The sequence below is a fragment of the Flavobacterium flavigenum genome, from assembly GCF_027111255.2.
Classification (GTDB): Bacteria; Bacteroidota; Bacteroidia; order Flavobacteriales; family Flavobacteriaceae; genus Flavobacterium; species Flavobacterium flavigenum.
This window is the reverse complement of the sequence record NZ_CP114285.2, coordinates 1,005,793-1,026,266: the sequence shown is the minus strand read 5'-3', so window position 1 is coordinate 1,026,266 and position 20,474 is coordinate 1,005,793. Positions and strand designations below refer to the sequence as shown.

Sequence of the window (20,474 nt, the reverse complement as noted above, 5' to 3'; positions counted from 1 at the left end):
AATTTATTTGCTAAAATATATTTTTAAATTTAAATTAATGATAGTTTTATTAAATTGTGTAGTTCATTTTTTAGATTTTGTTGTTTTTTATTTAAAATAACAAAAAAAATCAAAAACATTTCCCCACCCAACACCCCAACAAATAAATTCCAATTCCGTATATTTGCGAAACCAAACATCACACTTAATTATGAGCCAAAAAGTATTACTTAATTCAAAAGAAGTTACTATCATACTCCATCGTTTGGCTTGTCAGTTAATCGAAAAACATCTTGATTTTTCAGATACTATTTTAATCGGAATTCAGCCGAGAGGTGTTTTTTTAGCAGAACGTTTAAAACAAATTTTAGAAAGCGAATACAAAACACCGGAGATTTCTTTGGGATATCTGGATATTACTTTCTTTAGGGATGATTTCCGCAGAACTGATAAACCTTTGGAAGCCAATAAAACCCAGATTAATTTTATAGTCGAAAACAAAAAAGTCATTTTTATCGATGATGTATTGTTTACTGGTCGTAGCATTCGTTCGGCTTTGACTGCCATTCAGTCTTTCGGAAGACCTTCAGAAATAGAATTACTAGTGTTAATCGACAGACGTTTCAGCCGTAATTTACCAATTCAACCCGATTACCGTGGCCGTCAGGTAGATGCGATTAACGGTGAAAAGGTAAAAGTGAGCTGGAAAGAAAATGACGGTGAAGATGTAGTGCATTTGGTTACAAATTAGTTTAATCGGTTAACCGGTTAATTGTTTAATCGGGAAAACGAAATGATTAAACGATTAAAGAAATTAAAAAAGTTGAACCGTTAAATCGGTTAACTGTTTAATCGAAAAGCAAACGATTAGACGATTAAACAAATAAACAGTTAAACATTAAACATGAAAGAATTAAGCGTAAATCATTTATTAGGAATAAAATATATCAACGAAAATGATATTAACCTGATTTTTGAAACGGCAGATCATTTTAAAGAAGTCATTAACCGGCCTATTAAAAAAGTTCCTTCATTACGAGATATTACCATTGCTAATATTTTCTTCGAAAACAGTACCAGAACCAAACTTTCGTTCGAATTAGCACAAAAACGTTTATCTGCTGATGTCATCAGTTTTTCTGCAGCACAATCGTCGGTTAAAAAAGGAGAAACACTTATTGATACTGTAAATAATATCCTTTCCATGAAAGTGGATATGGTTGTCATGCGCCACTCCAATCCCGGAGCGGCTTATTTTTTATCCAAAAACGTCAAAGCCAGTATCGTAAACGCAGGCGATGGTGCGCACGAACATCCAACTCAGGCGTTATTAGACAGTTATTCCATCAGGGAAAAACTAGGCGATGTAGCCGGAAAAAAGGTGGTAATTGTGGGTGATATTCTGCATTCGAGAGTAGCATTGTCCAATATTTATGCTTTGCAGATGCAGGGCGCTGAAGTTAAAGTCTGCGGACCAAAAACATTAATTCCGAGATATATTGAATCACTTGGTGTTACAGTCGAGCCGAACTTGCGTAAAGCTTTAGAATGGTGTGATGTTGCCAATATGCTTCGTGTACAAAACGAACGTATGGATGTGAATTTCTTCCCTTCAACACGTGAATACGCACAGCAATACGGAGTTGATAAACCACTTTTGGATTCACTTAATAAAGAAATCGTAATCATGCACCCTGGACCAATCAACAGGGGAGTAGAAATCACTTCTGAGGTTGCGGATTCTGATCATTCTGTGATTTTGAATCAGGTAGAAAATGGTGTAGCGATTAGAATGGCGGTTATTTATTTATTGGCTTCTAAGATTCAGTAAAGTTTTGTTTCAAGTTTCAGGTTTCAAGTTGCTCAGCGAACGTTTAAACTTGAAACCTGAAACCTGAAACAACAAAGAAAAATCTTCGTACCTTTGCCTTCAGAAATATCAATTTTTATATAAGCCCCACAAACTATAAAATGAAAGTAGATCAAAAAGGACATACCGTTACCATTAAGGATACTCAGAGAGATTTTAAATCTTTCCTGGATAAAGTGACGCAGCAATTTAAAACCTTTGAAAAACAAAATATTATTATCGATTTAACTTCGGATTCCAATTTAACTGAAAATGATCTGAAGCTTTTTTTACCGCTTTCCAAACAGCAAAAAAAAGCAAAAAAATCATTTGTAATTGTTGTTTCAGATCTTGATTTTAATGCTATTTCTGATAAACTGACCGTTGTACCTTCTCTTCTGGAGGCGCATGATATTATTGAAATGGAAGAAATTGAAAGGGACTTAGGATTCTAAAAATGTTTTTTTGTTATTCGTTTATTTGTTTAATCGATTTTTTATCTATTTTTAATCTTTGACGATTAAAACGATTAACCCAATAAACGAATAAATATTAAATTGAAGTTAACCATACTTGGCTGCTATGCGGCTACTCCCAGAACAATTACAAACCCTACTTCGCAGGTTTTAGAAATTAAAAACAGACTGTTTTTAATTGACTGTGGCGAAGGAACCCAGGTTCAGCTTCGGAAAAATAAGATTAAATTTTCTAAAATTAATCACATTTTTATTTCGCATCTTCACGGAGACCATCTTTACGGATTAATTGGAACTGTTTCGACTTTTTCCCTTTTGGGAAGAACTACCGATTTACATATTTATGGCCCAAAGGGAATTAAAGAACTTATTCTTCTTCAATTGAAATTGACCGAATCGTGGACAACTTACAGTTTGTTTTTTCATGAATTAGAATCAAAAGAAAGTGAAGTTATTTTTGAAGATAAGAAAGTTATAGTCAAGACGATTCCGTTAAAGCATCGTGTTTATACCAATGGTTATCTGTTTACAGAAAAACCGGATGAGAGAAAATTAAATGTTGAAGCAGTTCAGCGTTATAATATTCATGTTGCTTATTATCAGAAAATAAAAAATGGAGGAGACATTACGCTTGATGACGGAACTGTAATTGAAAACGAAAAACTGACTTTTGATCCAATTCAGCCAAAAAGTTATGCTTTCTGTTCGGATACTGTTTATAATGAAGCCATTATCCCTATTATTGAGAATGTAGATATTTTATATCACGAATCTACATTTTTGGAATCCGAATCTACTTTAGCACAAAAAACATTACATTCGACAGCAAAGGAAGCAGCAACGATTGCTTTAAAAGCGAATGCCAGGCAATTAGTTTTAGGACATTATTCAACAAGATACGAATCGATTCAGCGTTTTAAAGAAGAAGCTGAAACGATTTTTTCAAATGTACTTTTAGCAGATGACGGTGTTTCGTTTAAGTTTAATGATGTTAAGTAAAATGTGAAAAGTTATATGTAATATATTTTTAGTTTTATTATTTTACATTTCACACCATACAATTAACTTGTAACAAAAAATAAAAAATGAACGATTTAAGTAATTACAGGCGATCTTACGAAAAAAGTGAATTACTGGAAGATTCTATTCCTGAAGATCCAATTAACCTTTTTAACCGATGGTTTCATGAAGTAGAAGATTTTGGCGGAAGCGGAGAAGTAAATGCAATGACCGTTTCGACCATTGGATTAGATGGTTTCCCCAAATCCAGAGTGGTTTTATTAAAGAAATTTTCTGAAGAAGGATTTATTTTTTATACCAATTATAATTCAGAAAAAGGTAAAGCGATTGCGGCTAATCCGCATGTATGTCTCTCTTTTTTCTGGCAGGAAATGGAACGTCAGGTTATTATAAAAGGAATTGCTCAAAAGACTTCTGAAATTATCTCAGACAATTATTTCGATTCTCGTCCTGACGGAAGTAAATTGGGAGCTGTTGTTTCGAATCAAAGTGAGGTGATTCCGTCACGATCTTTTTTAGAAGAAAATTTAAAAAAACTCGAAACTACTTTTGAAGGAAAATCAATATCACGACCCGAGCACTGGGGAGGTTATATTGTTACTCCATTAGAAGTTGAATTTTGGCAGGGCAGAGCTAATAGACTGCATGATAGAATTTGTTATAAAAGTCAGCCAGATTTTACTTGGAGTATTCAGCGATTATCGCCTTAATTGTAAGTTTTGTATTATAAATAAAAAATAATAATGCATTTCATCGATTAAATTTGTCGTTTAAACGATAATTTTGTTTTTTTGAAGTGTAAATTAATAACGTTTCCAAATATTAAAACGAATTGTCCCAAATTCTGCTTTATATTTTAACCTAATTATTTTATGAAGAAATTGTTTCAGACAATATTCCTTTTGGCAGTTGTCTATATTTTTGGTTCTTGTTCATCAGATTCAGTTGAGAGCAATAATATGTCTAACTCTGAACTTGTGACAGAATATAATTATAATACTTCAGAATTAGAAGTGTTGGAGTTAATAAACGAATATCGTGTAAGTATAGGATTGAATAGCTTAAAAACAGTCAATCATATTTCTTTTAAATCAGAAGAACACGATAATTACATGATTGCAAATAAAGTTGTAAATCATAATGACTTTGTAGCCCGGTCGGAAAATATTATCGCTGTTCTTGGAGCTAAAAAAGTTGGAGAAAATGTAGCATATGACTATCAAAGCCCTCAAGGTGTTTTAAAAGCCTGGTTAGATAGTCCATCCCATAAACAAAATATCGAAGGGGATTACACTCACTTTGGTATTGCTGTTAAAATTGATGCAGAAACCGGTAAAAAATATTATACCAACATTTTTGCAAAAATTTAAAAAGAGAGTTAGTATTCAGGTTTAGTTATTAAGTCGTTGTAAAGTGATGTTTGCAACGACTTATTTTTTTAAGAAGCTACCCCGAAGGGTAGCTGAGGTGAATTGGTTTTTGGTATTTTAGTTTTATAAAGCGGTTATAATAAATTCGCTTCGTCTGTTTTCCTGATGTTTTTCTTCGCTGCATTTTACACCATCAGTGCATTCGTTTACAAGTTGTGTCTCGCCGTAGCCCTTGCCGGTTAAACGGTTTTTGTCAACACCATTTGTAATTAGCCATTCGATGGTTGATTTTGCTCTTCTGTCTGACAAAGATTCATTGTATTTATGGCTTGCCCTGCTGTCTGTATGAGAACGGATATCCAGTTTCATTTTAGGATTTTGATTGAGTACATCTAATATTTTTTCTAAATCCAAAGCAGCTTCTTCTCTGATGTTGGATTTATCCAGGTCAAAATAAATCATTTTGATACCGAAACATTTTCCTAAATCATCGCCTATGGTGACTTTGCATTTTGCACTTTCTAAAGCTATTGGAAGATTTGTTCTGCCAGTTTTATCAGGAATTTCAATGCTTACTTCTTTGGTATTATATTCTGATTTTTCAGCCCTCACATAATACGTTTCTTTACATTCAACTTTAAAATTATAATTTCCTGTGTCATCAGCATAAATTGTGCTTTTGAGATTCAAATTCCGATCATATAAACTCACTTTTGCCCCCGGTAAAATCATTCCGGTAGCTTCATCGGTAATAAGACCATATAATTCCTGAGTACATTTTAATCTTCGTGTTTCCAGAAATTTATAAATGTCATCTGAACCCTTACCTCCATCTTTGTTGGAACTAAAATAGCCTTCTCTTGTAGCAGTATCAATTGTGTAAGCAAAGTCATCTTTTGGAGAATTGATATCTGCACCTACATTTTGGATATCACTAATGCTTCCGTCGGGATCAATCTGGCCTACAAAAACATCCAGTCCGCCAAGTCCGGGGTGACCGTCTGAAGCAAAATAAATTTCGGTTTCATTGCTCACATACGGAAATGTTTCCCTGCCTTCCGTATTAATTGATTTACCTAAGTTTTGCGGTTTACCAAAGTCACCATTTTCATTGATGCTAACCTTAAACAGATCAGACTGGCCAATACTTCCAGGCATATCAGAAGCAAAATATAAAGTTCTTTCATCAGGGCTAAGTGCAGGATGAGCAGTACTGTAATTGTTGCTGCTGAAGGGAAGTTCTCTAATATTAGTCCACTTACCATTTTCAAGAGTGGCTTTGTAGATTTTGATAAAAGTAATTTTGTCTTCATTTTTTCCTTTTTTTCCATCTAAATAATTATTACGTGTAAAATAAATTGTTTTTCCGTCTTTTGTAAGTACCGGAGAAGATTCGTGGAATTTGGTATTCAGTGCAGTCCTGAATTTTTTTACTTTTACAGAATCAACATCTGTAACATATAAATTGGTAAAATATTCACCTGTCCATTTGTGTTTGCGCTGTGAAAAATTACCGGTGTCACGAGCCGAAGCAAAATAAATTTTATTGTTGGCTACAAAAGTACTGTAGTCAGAATATTGTGAATTAATTCCGGCATCTTCAATAGTATAGCGTCCTGAGTTGGCTTTAATCTTATCAAGGTAATTTACATTTTCTTTATAAAGTTTAGCACGATTGTCATTTGGATATTTTGAGTTAAATTCTGAGAGGATTTTATTGGCGAGATCCGTTTTCCCTGTCGACTTTAGTGATTGGGCATATCTGTAGTAAAATCCAGGTTCAGGATTTGCATTCATGGCAAACAACTCTCCGTACCATTTTGCAGCTCCTTCAAAATCAGAATTGAAGTAATAAGAATTCCCCAGTTTCTTAAACATATCTTCAGACTTGTATCCTTTCTTGGCTAGTCTCTCATAGGTTTTTATGGCGTCGATGTAAGCATAGCCATCGTATTTTTTTTCAGCAGCATTTACTTTCGATTGTTGGGCATAACATCTGAATGAAAAAACACTTACTATTGTGAAGCAAAGTATTATAAACTTTTTCATGATAACTATTTTTAAAAGAAACGAGGAGTTGTTATTTTACCATTTTTAGTAAAGAATTCATAGCGCAGGAATATTTCATGCGACCCAGAATTATAATTGTTTAAGTTGGTGGTTTCACGATCGTAACCATATCCGAGATAAAGCCCGTCAGTAATTTGAAATCCTACCATAGCACTCAATGAAGCACTCCATCTGTAAGCAACACCCACTACAAATTTGTCAATAAACATAAAATTGGCTGATACATCTACTTGTAGTGGGGCTCCTTCTACCATTTTGGTTAATAAGGCTGGTTTAAATCTTATATATTGGTATTTATCTAGGTCAAAAACATATCCGGCCATAAAGTAATAATTGATCTTATCTTTATAAATAACAATATCATTGTCATTGAAACGATTTGTTTCGATAAAATTAGGTACCGATAAACCCAGATAAGCTTTATCTGAATGCCAGTAAACCCCGGCACCTACATTAGGAGAGAATTTATTGTTAAAATCCTGAAATTGTGGATCTCCTGCAACATCCGGATTTAGTTTATTTACATCCAAATTGAACATGTTTGCTGTTCCTTTAATACCAAAAGACAATTTAAAATCAGCCGATGTCTGTACGGTATAAGAAATATCAACAGAAAAGTTGGTTTCATTTGTAGGTCCAATTTTGTCATTGACCAAAGACCCGCCTATACCTAAATTACTGTTGTTTATTGGTGTGTTGACTGATAAACAGCCTGTTTCCGGAGCACCATCGAGTCCAACCCACTGCGTGCGGTATAAGCCGAAAACACTTAAAGCTCCACGTGAACCTGCATAGGCAGGGTTGATGTTTATGGTGTTGTACATGTATTGCGTAAATTGAGCATCTTGCTGTGCAAAACTTACCATGGATACGAACATAAAAGCGAAGGAAAATAATTTTGTTCTCATAGTAGCTATTTTTTTTGCAATTATTACTAATGATTTTTATCAATAAAATCCTTAACAATAAGCCTTGATATTCACTTACTCAAACAAGGATTTTTATTATTTTGCAATTCGGTGTAAACTCATTACACCGAATTACAAATGGTGTTTATTTAGACAAATAAAGAAAACCATCTTTTTTATTAGACTGAAGGTTGTTATTACCATCTAAAGATTTGTAATTAATAATGTAGAAATAGGTTCCTGTAGGCAGTCCTTCAGATTGTTTGATAGTCGTTCTGCCTCTGGAAGTTCCGTCAAAAGCATTGGTGGTATTGTTATAATTTGTAGTTTCAAATACCAGTATTCCCCAGCGATTATAGATTTCTACAGTATTTTCAGGATAGCATGTAGTCTGATCAATGTTGTCAATTTTGAAAAAATCATTGATACCGTCACCATTGGGAGAGAACGCATTATGTACTACCACATTTTCGCAGGCTAATACTTTACAGTCATCATTTACAAGTAAATTTAATGAGATACTTCTTGGACAATCTTCGTTAGTGGTCTTATATTCGAAGGTATAACTGCCTAATGCAAGTCCAAAAACAGTAAGGATGTTTCCCTGTAATGCATTGGTATTACTTGTGTCAGTCCAGATTCCTGTTCTGGAAATATCTTCAGGCAATAAATTGGAAAGGTTAAGGAGTGATGAGTCAGCATTACAGGCATCGCTGTTAAGGTTGAGAATAACATTTTCAGGTTGTGTGATAGTCACGGTAGATGTGGCTGAACAAACCTGGTTATTATTGCTTACCGATGAGGTTGCTGTAAGAGTGTAGACTCCGGCGCGTAAATTAGTATTGCCTACTACTTCATTGTTTTGATTTCGGATCACAACTACTGACCCCGGGCTGCTAGTTACTAAAATAGAGCCATTACTGCCTTCAAAGCAGGTAACATTAGAAGCTGTTCCCGTTACTGAAATTTTATTTTCTACAGTAAAGGTTTGTACCAGCTCAGTTTTGTTACCTGCACAATCTGTTAAGGCATAGGTTCTGGTTAGGATATAAGCATTTCCATCACAGCCGCTTCCTCCATTATTCGAATCAGTTATCGAGATGTTTACGCTTTCGCTGCAATTATCTGCTGCATCTTTTATATCTTGTGGGCTTCCGGCGGGTATATTGGCAATACTTTGTAAACCAGCTACACTTGCAGGGGCAGTTCCTGTAGGTGCAGTTGTATCTCTTACAGTTATAATTTGAAAATGTGAAGCAGTATTTCCGCTGCAGTCACTTGTTGACCATATACGTGTTAAGGTGTAGTTGCTAAGGCATTCATTTTGAATATTACTTTTTGTTTCAGAAAAGACAACTGGTAAAGTACTATTACAATTATCTGAGACTTGCAATGTGGCTGGTTCAGGGACAGCATCGCAGGAAACCGTAATATCTGCAGGAAGATTTCCTGTAAACATTGGCACCGTTGTGTCTTCCAGAGTAATCACTTGCGTGAAAGTTTCGGAAGTATTGCCACAATCGTCTTTTACGGTCCAGGTGTTGGTATAGGTTCCGGAATTTACACAACCTTCAGAAGCAATGAACTGACCGCTCACTTTTACGATATTCGATACATCAGCATCACAAAGATCAGAAGCTACAGGGAACATTGCCTGAGCGTTTGCCAACCCTGCTGTATCGCTGCATTGTAAAGTCATATTAAAAGAATTAGCTTGGGTTGCCCATGTTGGTGCAGTAGTATCTTCGATAGTGATTATTTGAGTGAAAGTTTCAGAAGTATTGCCACAATCGTCTTTTACAGTCCAGGTATTGGTATAGGTTCCGGCATTTGCACAACCTTCAGCAGCCATAAACTGACCGCTAACTTTTACGATATTTGCTACATCGGCATCACAAAGGTCAGAAGCGACTGGGAACATTTCCTGAGCGTTTGCCAATCCTGAAGTGTCGCTGCATTGCAAAGTCGTATTCAAAGAAGTAGCTTGGGTTGTCCATGTTGGAGCAGTGGTATCTTCTATAGTAATCACTTGCTTGAAAGTTTCGGAAGTATTGCCACAGTCGTCTTTTACAGTCCAGGTATTTGTATAGGTTCCGGTATTGGAACAACCTTCAGCGGCCATAAACTGACCGCTCACTTTTATGATATTGGATACATCGGCATCACAAAGGTCAGAAGCTACAGGGAACATTTCCTGAGCGTTTGCCAATCCTGAAGTGTCGCTGCATTGCAAAGTCACATTTAAGGAAGCTTCAGTGGTTGTCCACGTTGGCTCAGTGGTATCTTCGATAGTGATTATTTGAGTGAAAGTCTCGGAAGTATTGCCACAATCGTCTTTTACGGTCCAGGTGTTGGTATAGGTTCCGGTATTGGAACAACCTTCAGCGGCCATAAACTGTCCGCTCACTTTTACGATATTCAATACATCAGCATCACAAAGATCAGAAGCTACAGGGAACATTGCCTGAGCATTTGCTAATCCTGAAAGATCGCTGCATTGTAAAGTTACATTCAAAGAACCCATTTCAGTTGTCCATGTTGGCACAGTGGTATCTTCGATAGTGATTATTTGAGTGAAAGTCTCGGAAGTATTGCCACAATCGTCTTTTACGGTCCAGGTGTTGGTATAGGTTCCGGTATTGGAACAACCTTCAGCGGCCATAAACTGTCCGCTCACTTTTACGATGTTGGATACATCGGCATCACAAAGATCAGAAGCTACAGGGAACATTGCCTGGGCGTTTGCCAACCCTGCTGTGTCGCTGCATTGCAAAGTCACATTTAACGAAGCTGTTTCAGTTGTCCACATCGGTGCAGTAGTATCTTCGATAGTAATCACTTGCGTGAAAGTCTCGGAAGTATTGCCACAATCGTCTTTTACGGTCCAGGTGTTGGTGTAGGTTCCGGCATTTGCGCATCCTTCAGCAGCCATAAACTGACCGCTCACTTTTATGATATTGGATACATCGGCATCACAAAGGTCAGAAGCGACTGGGAACATTTCCTGAGCGTTTGCCAATCCTGAAGTGTCGCTGCATTGCAAAGTCATATTCAAAGAAGTAGCTTGGGTTGTCCATGTTGGAGCAGTGGTATCTTCTATAGTAATCACTTGCTTGAAAGTTTCGGAAGTATTGCCACAGTCGTCTTTTACGGTCCAGGTATTGGTATAGGTTCCGGCATTTGCGCATCCTTCAGCAGCCATAAACTGACCGCTCACTTTTATGATATTGGATACATCGGCATCACAAAGGTCAGAAGCTACAGGGAACATTTCCTGAGCGTTTGCCAATCCTGAAGTGTCGCTGCATTGCAAAGTCACATTTAAGGAAGCTTCAGTGGTTGTCCACGTTGGCTCAGTGGTATCTTCGATAGTGATTATTTGAGTGAAAGTCTCGGAAGTATTGCCACAATCGTCTTTTACGGTCCAGGTGTTGGTATAGGTTCCGGTATTGGAACAACCTTCAGCGGCCATAAACTGTCCGCTCACTTTTACGATATTCAATACATCAGCATCACAAAGATCAGAAGCTACAGGGAACATTGCCTGAGCATTTGCTAATCCTGAAAGATCGCTGCATTGTAAAGTTACATTCAAAGAACCCATTTCAGTTGTCCATGTTGGCACAGTGGTATCTTCGATAGTGATTATTTGAGTGAAAGTCTCGGAAGTATTGCCACAATCGTCTTTTACGGTCCAGGTGTTGGTATAGGTTCCGGTATTGGAACAACCTTCAGCGGCCATAAACTGTCCGCTCACTTTTACGATGTTGGATACATCGGCATCACAAAGATCAGAAGCTACAGGGAACATTGCCTGGGCGTTTGCCAACCCTGCTGTGTCGCTGCATTGCAAAGTCACATTTAACGAAGCTGTTTCAGTTGTCCACATCGGTGCAGTAGTATCTTCGATAGTAATCACTTGCGTGAAAGTCTCGGAAGTATTGCCACAATCGTCTTTTACGGTCCAGGTGTTGGTGTAGGTTCCGGCATTTGCGCATCCTTCAGCAGCCATAAACTGACCGCTCACTTTTATGATATTGGATACATCGGCATCACAAAGGTCAGAAGCGACTGGGAACATTTCCTGAGCGTTTGCCAATCCTGAAGTGTCGCTGCATTGCAAAGTCATATTCAAAGAAGTAGCTTGGGTTGTCCATGTTGGAGCAGTGGTATCTTCTATAGTAATCACTTGCTTGAAAGTTTCGGAAGTATTGCCACAGTCGTCTTTTACAGTCCAGGTATTTGTATAGGTTCCGGTATTGGAACAACCTTCAGCGGCCATAAACTGTCCGCTCACTTTTACGATATTCAATACATCAGCATCACAAAGATCAGAAGCTACAGGGAACATTTCCTGAGCATTTGCTAATCCTGAAAGATCGCTGCATTGTAAAGTTACATTCAAAGAACCCATTTCAGTTGTCCATGTTGGCGCAGTGGTATCTTCGATAGTGATTATTTGCGTGAAAACATCAGAAGTATTGCCACAATCGTCTTTTAAGGTCCAGGTGTTGGTATAGGTTCCGGAATTTCCACAACCTTCAGCAGCCATAAACTGGCCGCTCACTTTTATGATATTGGATACATCGGCATCACAAAGATCAGAAGCGACTGGGAACATTGCCTGGGCATTTGCTAATCCTGAAATGTCGCTGCATTGTAGCGTCATATTCAAAGAAGTAGCTTGGGTTGTCCATATTGGCGCAGTAGTATCTTCGATAGTGATTATTTGAGTGAAAGTCTCGGAAGTATTGCCACAATCGTCTTTTACGGTCCAGGTGTTGGTATAGGTTCCGGTATTGGAACAACCTTCAGCAGCCATAAACTGTCCGCTAACTTTTACGATATTGGATACATCGGCATCACAAAGGTCTGAAGCGACTGGGAACATTGCCTGGGCATTTGCTAATCCTGAAGTGTCGCTGCATTGTAGCGTCATATTCAAAGAAGTAGCTTGGGTTGTCCATATTGGCGCAGTGGTATCTTCGATAGTAATCACTTGCGTGAAAACATCAGAAGTATTGCCACAATCGTCTTTTACGGTCCAGGTGTTGGTGTAGGTTCCGGCATTTGCGCAACCCTCAGAAGCCATGAACTGACCGCTAACTTTTACGATATTGGATACATCGGCATCACAAAGATCTGAAGCGACTGGGAACATTGCCTGAGCGTTTGTCAATCCTGAAGTGTCACTACATTGCAAAGTAACATTTAAGGAGGCTGCAGCAGTTGTCCACATTGGTGCAGTAGTATCTTCGATAGTGATTACCTGAGTAAAAGTAGTTGAAGAATTGTTGCAGACATCTTTGGCAACCCAGGTATTGGTGTAAGTTCCGGAGTTTGCACAAGAACCTGCAGAGAAAGTTCCGCTTGTTTTGGTATACGTTACGGTTCCTCCACAATTATCAGTTGCTACCGGAGCTACTGCCTGAGCTGTTGCTAATCCTGAAAGATCACTACATTGCAAAGTAACATTTAAGGAAGTTGCAGTGGTTGTCCATATTGGTGCAATTGTGTCTTCGATAGTAATTACCTGAGTAAAAGTGGTTGAAGAGTTGTTGCAGACATCTTTGGCAACCCAGGTGTTGGTGTAAGTTCCTGAGTTCACACAAGAACCTGCAGAAAAAGTTCCGCTTGTTTTGGTATACGTTACTGTTCCTCCGCAATTATCGGTTGCTACTGGAGCAACTGCCTGAGCTGTTGCTAAACCTGAGATGTCACTACACTGTAAAGTAACATTCAAAGCATCAGCAGGGGTTGTCCAGGTAGGGGCAATAGTGTCAGTAATTGTTATAGTTTGTGTAAAAGTATCAGATATATTTCCGCAATCATCTGTAACAGTCCAGGTATTGGTGTAAGTTCCGGCATTTGTGCATCCCATATTAGCGATGAATGGACCGTTTATTTTTACAATATTAGAAACATCAGAATCGCATAAATCAGAAGCGACTGGAAATAAAGTCTGGGCGTTAGCTAAACCAATTGTATTGCTGCATTCGAGAGTTGTATTTAAGGAACCTGCCACGTTTATCCACACAGGTTTTGTATTGTCTTGTACAGTTATAGTCTGACTAACAGGAAGTGAGGTGTTACCACAGGCATCCTTGGCAGTCCACGTTCTGATTGTAGTATAAGTTCCTGTACAATTCCCCTGTGTTGTAGAATCTACATATGTTAGTGAGGCAACTACTCCGGTATTATCTGTTGCTGTTGCCTCTGCGAATACAGGCAATGCAGGACAATTGATTGTTGTTGAAGATGGTAGCGGATTGATTATTGGTGGAATCGAGTCGCCATCAATAATAGTTATATTTTTAGTTACGGTACAATTATTTGCATCTGTTATCAGAACACTATAATTTCCTGCCATAAGATCTGTTGCTGTAGCATTTGTTCCTCCTGATGGTGACCATATGTAGGTATATGGCGCTGTTCCTCCGGAAGGTGTTACTGTAGCAGTTCCGTTAGAACCTCCTGCACAAGTTGCATTTGTTTGTGATGTAGTAGCAGTCAAAGTTGTTGGCTGATTAATTATAAAGGACTGTGTTTTGGTGCAACCATTGGCATCTGTCACCGTAACGGTATAAGTTCCGGGAACTATGTTGGTTAGATCTTTCGTTACTGCTCCAGTATTCCAGGAGTAGGTGTAACCGGGAGTTCCGCCTGTGACATTTAAGGCAAGTGTAGTTGTTCCTCCATTACATCCAATATTCGCATGGGTCTCACTGAGCATAATTTCATTCGGCTCAACAATTGGCACTATGTAAGTATTGGTGAGATTTTGTGAATCTGTTACGGTTAATTTTGCAGTATTATTAGATGTAGTATAAGTAAAGGTAGGATTTGCAATAGTAGAATCGGGTGTTCCGCCATCATTTTTGAAATCCCAGGCATAGGTATAAGGTGCAATCCCACCATTGGTTGTTGATGTAAATTTAACGGTGGTATTTGTACCAGATTTACAAGCTTTGTAAGTAAACTGAACTGCCAATGGTTTTGAAATTATAAATGAATTTGTAAAATCGCATTGTGAATTAGTGTAACTACTGCAGCTGTAATTGGAGCCTGGGTCGTTATTACTGTTGGTCTTCCATGCTATTATGGTGTTACTAAGGCTTAGTTCGTCCCCGCAAGTCCAGTTGAAAGGGCCATACAGTAATTTTTTGTTATCTCCTGGCACGATAGTTCCCAATAAGACATTTACAAAAGTGGTTACCCCTGCAATTGTAAGATCAGAATTTAATCTGGCGAAATAAATGTTTGAATTGGAATTAGAAGAATAATTAAGAAAAATATATACCTGCCTAACTTCACCAATCGTACAGGTTGTATTGGTTATTGGATCACCATTTACATTCGATAAACTTAGATAGACATCTTTTAGGGTATAATTGTTAGATGTACAATCATAGTTACAGGTTCTTAAATCAACTTGTGAAAATGAAAGATGAATGTCAAATACTAGCATCAACGTTATGAAAACGTTTCTAATATTTTTAAATGTAAAAAAATAAGTAATGATTTCCATAATCTCTAATTTTATTAAGTTAGGATTAAAAATGTTTTTGGACTTCTTGCCTTTTAATGAATTTTTGGGGTTATTCAGTTAAAGTGCGTTTTAGATTTAATAAAGGCGGGAAAGAGGTGTTATGATAATCTTAAAATTTTAACATTAAATCTATGAATCAAAGTTATATACATTGGTTAAATTATGTTTTCTTTATCTGTAACTAACCTGAAAAAACGTTTAAGTGCATATTTTTTGTTAAATATGTATTCTAAAATTTCTTTTTTAAATAGAATTATAACAACTTAAAAAGTGATTTTTTAGTTTTTTAAATGGTTTTAAAAGATGTTTTTTTGTATAATTTGTTATATATCAATTGTTATGATGTATTTTTTGTTTTTTTAGAAATATCGATTAAGTGATTGTTTTAAGAGTTGAATGACGCTTTTTTAATTAACAATTTATCCTGTGTTTTTGTTCGGGTTAATAATTATTTTTAAATGTTAACAGAATAAAAAAATCATAGGCTATTAAAATATCTTTTGTAAATTAGGAATTGAATTATTCCTGGTAGCTACACTTAAAAATATCCTTGTTTATGAAAAATTTAATTTTAATAAGACATGCAAAATCCAGTTGGGAAGCCCCTCTGAAAGATTTTGACAGACCTTTAATGAAAAGAGGTATTTTAGATGCCCACAGCGTTTCAGGTGCCATTGCGGAATTTCTCCCTAAAACCTATACAATCTGGAGCAGTACCGCTGCCAGAGCTTCAGAAACAGCAATAATTTTTGCCCAAAATTTATCCTACCCATTAGAAAGTATTTTATTCAAAGACGAGTTGTATACTTTTGATGAAAGGCATCTTGAAAAAGTTATCAAATCATGTGATAATAGTTTAGAAAGCGTTATTCTTTTTGGACATAACGAGGCTATTACAAATTTTGTTAATAAATTTGGGGATGTTTTTATAGAAAATGTTCCAACTTCAGGTTTCGTATCACTGCAATTCGATTCAGAAAGATGGGATACGATTGATAAAGGCAAAACCCATAAAACTATTTTCCCCAAAGATTTAAAATAAATAACGTGCACGAACAGAAATATATCGACAGAGAAAAAAGCTGGTTAGCGTTTAATGCAAGAGTACTTCAGGAAGCCGGTGATAATACGGTTCCGCTTTTAGACAGACTGCGTTTTGTTGGAATTTTTTCAAACAACTTAGATGAATTTTTTAGAGTTCGATATGCTGCAATACGTAGACTGAGCCTTTCAGGAATTTCCGGAGAGAAATATTTAGGAGGTATTTCTGCACATCAGTTAATTAAAGATATTACAGAAATTGTTATTCAGCAGCAATCTGAAAGTTTACGTATTTTAGGGAATATAGAAGCCGAACTTGAAACTGAAAATATTTTTATTATAACGGAAGATCAGATCAGCCCATCCCAGGAAGATTTCTTAAAGGACTTTTACATGCAAAAATTAAGTCCGGAACTGGTGACGATTATTTTGAATGACCTAGCCGTTTTTCCGGTTCTTAAAGATACTTTGGGTTATCTGGCAGTTCGTTTAGAATTGGCAAATGATGAGATTCGTTATGCTTTAATTGAAATTCCTAAAAACATAAACAGGTTTGTTGTTCTTCCTTCAGAAGACGAAAAACAATATGTGATTCTAATCGATGATGTTATTCGCTATAAACTAAAAAGCATCTTCAATATATTTAATTTTAAAAGTGTTTCGGCACATATGATCAAAATTACACGTGATGCCCAATTAGATATTGACAGCGATTTGAGTAAAAGTATGCTTGAAAAAATTGCTTCATCTGTAAAAGACCGCCGAATAGGGGAACCGGTTCGTTTTATCTACGACAGCCAGATTGAAGATGATACACTGCATTTCTTTTTAGAGAAAATGAAAATCGTAGAAACAGATAGTATTATTCCGGGCGGAAGATACCATAACCGCCGTGATTACATGAGTTTCCCAAATTTAGGGCGTTACGATTTACTCTATAAACCAAATGAACCTTTGCCGGTTCCGGGTTTGAGTCTCGACGGAAGTATTTTAGAAAAAATAAACAAAAAAGATTATTTGGTTCATGCTCCATACCAGTCTTTTTCCTACCTGACTAAGTTTTTGCGTGAGGCAGCTTTAGATCCAAAAGTAACGAGTATCAAAATTACTTTATATCGTCTGGCTAAGAACTCACAAATTATCAGTTCGCTGATTAATGCGGTCAAAAATGGTAAAAGGGTGGTGGTTCAAATAGAACTTCAGGCTCGATTTGACGAAGCTTCGAATATTTCGTATGCAGAACAAATGCAGACTGAAGGTATTGAACTTATTTTTGGAGTGAAAGGCTTAAAAGTTCATAGTAAAATATGTGTTATTGAAAGAGTAGAAGATGAAAAAACACGTCGTTACGGATTTATTTCTACTGGAAATTTTAATGAATCTACAGCCAAAATTTATACTGACGTAACGCTTTTAACCTGTCATCAGGGAATTTTAAAAGATGTTTCTAAAATTTTCGAATTCTTCGATATCAATTACAGGATACACAGATACAAACATCTCATTGTATCACCTCATTATACGAGAACCAAATTTATTAAACTTATTGACCGTGAAATTTTGCACGCTCTGGCAGGTAGAAAAACTCACATTAAGTTAAAAATGAATAGTTTATCTGATTTTAAAATGATCGATAAGTTATATGAAGCAAGTAATGCAGGAGTTAAGATTCAATTGCAGGTAAGAGGGATTTGTTGTCTGATTCCGGGAATTCCGGGAATGAGCGAAAATATTGAGGCCATCAGTATCGTTGATAATTATCTGGAACATACAAGAGTGTATATTTTTGGAAATGCCGGTTTAACAGAAGTATATATTTCTTCAGCTGATTTTATGACCAGAAATCTTGATGGAAGGGTAGAAGTGACTTGCCCTATTTATGATTTGTCGATTAAAAAAGAATTAATAGATAATTTCAATATTGCCTGGAAAGGGAATGTAAAAGTGAGATACCATTCTTATAAATTAGACAATAAATACAAAGCCCGAAATCATCATGCTCCTTTCAGGGCACAATTGGAAACCTATAAATATTATCAGAATAAAATCGAAATAGCCGAAACAGCTGTCCAAAAAACAAATTAATAATTACACAAATTTTAAATTTCAAATCATAAGTGAGCATGATTAAAATAAAAAAATATGCAGCAATAGATATCGGTTCAAATGCCATGAGGCTACTAATATCTAATGTTGTGGAGCAGGATGGCAAAGAGCCTCAGTTTAATAAAAGTTCACTTGTTCGTGTACCAATACGTTTAGGGCAGGATGCTTTTACGGTTGGTGAAATTTCGGAAGAAAATATAGAAAGAATGGTAGATGCCATGAAAGCATTTAACCTTTTAATGAAAGTTCATAAAGTAGAGCGTTATATGGCCTTTGCAACTTCTGCTATGCGGGAAGCTTATAATGCCAAAGAAGTGGTAGGCCTGATTAAGAAAAAAGCCGACATAAAAATTGAAATTATAGACGGAAAAAAAGAAGCAGCCATTATTGCTTCAACAGATTTACATCATTTGCTGAGAACAGACCAAACCTATCTTTTTGTAGATGTTGGCGGTGGAAGTACCGAATTTACGCTTTTCTCAGATGGAAAAATGATCAATTCAAGATCATTCAAGGCAGGGACAGTCCGTTTGCTCAATAATATGGTTCATGATGTGGTTTGGGATGAGATTGAAAAATGGATCAAAGCCAATACCAAAGATTATGAGGAAGTTACCCTTATTGGTTCTGGTGGAAACATCAATAAGTTATTTAAAATGTCCGGCAAGCAGCAGGAAAAACCGCTTTCCTATATTTATATTAATTCACAATATGCATTTTTAAATTCGTTGACTTATGAGCAGAGAATTGCCGAATTAGGTCTGAATTCCGACCGTGCCGATGTAATCATTCATGCAACACGTATTTATCTGAATGCAATGAAATGGAGTGGGGCACGTCAGATTTATGTTCCAAAAATCGGACTTTCTGACGGAATTGTAAAAGCGATGTACTATGGTAAAATTTAACTTAGAATTATAAATGAACAAAACCAGACTTGAAGCATTTAGTGATGGCGTTTTAGCGATTATTATTACCATTATGGTTTTAGAAATTAAAGTGCCGCATGGACATGAGTTTGCCGATCTAAAACCACTTATTCCTAAGTTTCTGAGTTATGTCATTAGTTTTATATATGTTGGGATTTATTGGAATAACCATCATTACTTACTTCATGGTTTGTCTAAAGTAAACGGAAAAATTCTTTGGGCAAATATGCATTTGCTGTTTTGGCTATCCTTAATTCCGGTTGCAACAGGATGGATGGGAGAACATAATTTTGAACCAGCAGCTATGACTTTATACGGTGTGGTTTTGTTTTTATCAGCAATCGCTTATTTTATCCTGCAAAGGCTTATCATTAGTAATGAAGGAGAAAATTCGGTACTGGCAAAAGCAATAGGAAGCGATTTTAAAGGAATTGCTTCTACAATTTTATATGTTGTTGGTATTGTTTCTTCTTTTTATACTGAATGGATTTCTGGTGCTGCTTATCTGGCAGTGGCTTTATTATGGCTTATTCCGGATAAAAGAATTGAAAAAGTTTTCACTTCAAAAGATTAATTAATCATGAAAGCTGTTTTTCAGTCCATTCAGGATTTTACTGAGGATGAGTTAAATCTTTTAGATGATCTAATTACGTTTCGAAAACTAAAGAAAGGTGACTTTCTACAGAAGGAAAATCAGGTCTGCAATGAAATTGTTTTTATTAAAAAAGGTATTCTCCGTTCCTTTTTTATAAATCATAAAGGGGATGAAATTACCAATTGTTTTGCTTTCGAAAATGAATTTATGGCCTCTTTTGCCAGTTTTATTACAGAAGAAAGGGCAGAGGAAAATATTCAGGCTTTGACCGATACAGAAGTACAGGTTTTAAGCCGTAAAAGTTTAGAAAAGCTCTATCAGTCAGGTTACAACTGGCAGGAAACAGGAAGAAAACTAACCGAAATTGAGTTCGTAAACCTGAACAAAAGAATGATTTCGTTCCAGAAATTATCAGGTAAACAACGCTACGAAGAACTTTTTCAGCAACACCAAAAATACCTGCAGTTGATTCCGTTGCAATATTTAGCCTCTTATTTGGGGATTACCCCAAGACATTTAAGCCGAATCAGAAAAGCGGTTTTATAGACTTTATTTGAATTAATTTTTTACTGTAAACTTTTG

At 36.3% G+C, this 20,474-nt stretch carries 14 protein-coding genes; 11 read left to right on the top strand and 3 right to left on the bottom strand.

Annotated features, from left to right (window positions below; genetic code table 11):
• The first annotated feature begins 190 nt into the window (after positions 1-190).
• From pyrR to OZP09_RS03770, 6 genes are all read left to right on the top strand, one after another.
• Positions 191-730, top strand: coding sequence for a bifunctional pyr operon transcriptional regulator/uracil phosphoribosyltransferase PyrR (pyrR, locus tag OZP09_RS03795; RefSeq protein ID WP_099708618.1), 540 nt, complete (start codon positions 191-193; stop codon positions 728-730).
• Between the two features lie 153 nt (positions 731-883).
• On the top strand, positions 884-1,810 hold the full coding sequence (locus OZP09_RS03790; protein ID WP_065449375.1) for an aspartate carbamoyltransferase catalytic subunit: 927 nt from the start codon (positions 884-886) through the stop codon (positions 1,808-1,810).
• Between the two features lie 140 nt (positions 1,811-1,950).
• Positions 1,951-2,283, top strand: coding sequence for a ribonuclease Z (locus OZP09_RS03785; RefSeq protein ID WP_281310312.1), 333 nt, complete (start codon positions 1,951-1,953; stop codon positions 2,281-2,283).
• 102 nt (positions 2,284-2,385) lie between these two features.
• Positions 2,386-3,303, top strand: a complete 918-nt coding sequence (locus tag OZP09_RS03780; RefSeq protein ID WP_281310311.1) for a ribonuclease Z — start codon at positions 2,386-2,388, stop codon at positions 3,301-3,303.
• Positions 3,304-3,389: 86 nt separating this feature from the next.
• On the top strand, positions 3,390-4,034 hold the full coding sequence (gene pdxH, locus OZP09_RS03775) for a pyridoxamine 5'-phosphate oxidase (protein WP_278010267.1): 645 nt from the start codon (positions 3,390-3,392) through the stop codon (positions 4,032-4,034).
• A 162-nt stretch (positions 4,035-4,196) separates the two neighbouring features.
• Positions 4,197-4,694, top strand: coding sequence for a CAP domain-containing protein (locus OZP09_RS03770; protein WP_269236606.1), 498 nt, complete (start codon positions 4,197-4,199; stop codon positions 4,692-4,694).
• A 123-nt stretch (positions 4,695-4,817) separates the two neighbouring features.
• On the opposite strand, the gene OZP09_RS03765 is transcribed toward OZP09_RS03770, so the two are convergent.
• The 3 genes from OZP09_RS03765 to OZP09_RS03755 all read right to left on the bottom strand — a co-directional run bounded on the left by OZP09_RS03765 (position 4,818) and on the right by OZP09_RS03755 (position 15,200).
• Entirely contained in the window at positions 4,818-6,743 is a 1,926-nt protein-coding gene (locus OZP09_RS03765) for an OmpA family protein (RefSeq protein ID WP_281310310.1), read from the bottom strand.
• A gap of 11 nt (positions 6,744-6,754) precedes the next feature.
• Positions 6,755-7,672, bottom strand: coding sequence for a PorP/SprF family type IX secretion system membrane protein (locus tag OZP09_RS03760; protein WP_281310309.1), 918 nt, complete (start codon positions 7,670-7,672; stop codon positions 6,755-6,757).
• 145 nt (positions 7,673-7,817) lie between these two features.
• Complete coding sequence (locus OZP09_RS03755; protein ID WP_281310308.1) at positions 7,818-15,200, bottom strand: HYR-like domain-containing protein; 7,383 nt, start codon at positions 15,198-15,200, stop codon at positions 7,818-7,820.
• Between the two features lie 577 nt (positions 15,201-15,777).
• On the opposite strand from OZP09_RS03755, the gene OZP09_RS03750 reads away from it, so the two are divergent.
• From OZP09_RS03750 to OZP09_RS03730, 5 genes are read left to right on the top strand one after another with little or no spacing between them, the layout of a single operon-like run.
• Complete coding sequence (locus OZP09_RS03750) at positions 15,778-16,263, top strand: SixA phosphatase family protein (protein ID WP_269236602.1); 486 nt, start codon at positions 15,778-15,780, stop codon at positions 16,261-16,263.
• A gap of 5 nt (positions 16,264-16,268) precedes the next feature.
• Positions 16,269-18,347: a polyphosphate kinase 1 gene (ppk1, locus tag OZP09_RS03745; protein ID WP_269236601.1), complete on the top strand. Its 2,079-nt coding sequence runs from the start codon at positions 16,269-16,271 to the stop codon at positions 18,345-18,347.
• A 38-nt stretch (positions 18,348-18,385) separates the two neighbouring features.
• The gene (locus OZP09_RS03740; RefSeq protein ID WP_223680379.1) at positions 18,386-19,276 is read left to right on the top strand and encodes a Ppx/GppA phosphatase family protein; all 891 of its coding nucleotides are present in this window, start codon (positions 18,386-18,388) and stop codon (positions 19,274-19,276) included.
• 13 nt (positions 19,277-19,289) lie between these two features.
• Positions 19,290-19,871 (top strand): TMEM175 family protein, encoded by a 582-nt coding sequence (locus OZP09_RS03735; protein ID WP_269236600.1) that lies wholly within the window; start codon positions 19,290-19,292, stop codon positions 19,869-19,871.
• A 6-nt stretch (positions 19,872-19,877) separates the two neighbouring features.
• Positions 19,878-20,438 (top strand): Crp/Fnr family transcriptional regulator, encoded by a 561-nt coding sequence (locus OZP09_RS03730; RefSeq protein ID WP_269236599.1) that lies wholly within the window; start codon positions 19,878-19,880, stop codon positions 20,436-20,438.
• Positions 20,439-20,474 lie beyond the last annotated feature (36 nt).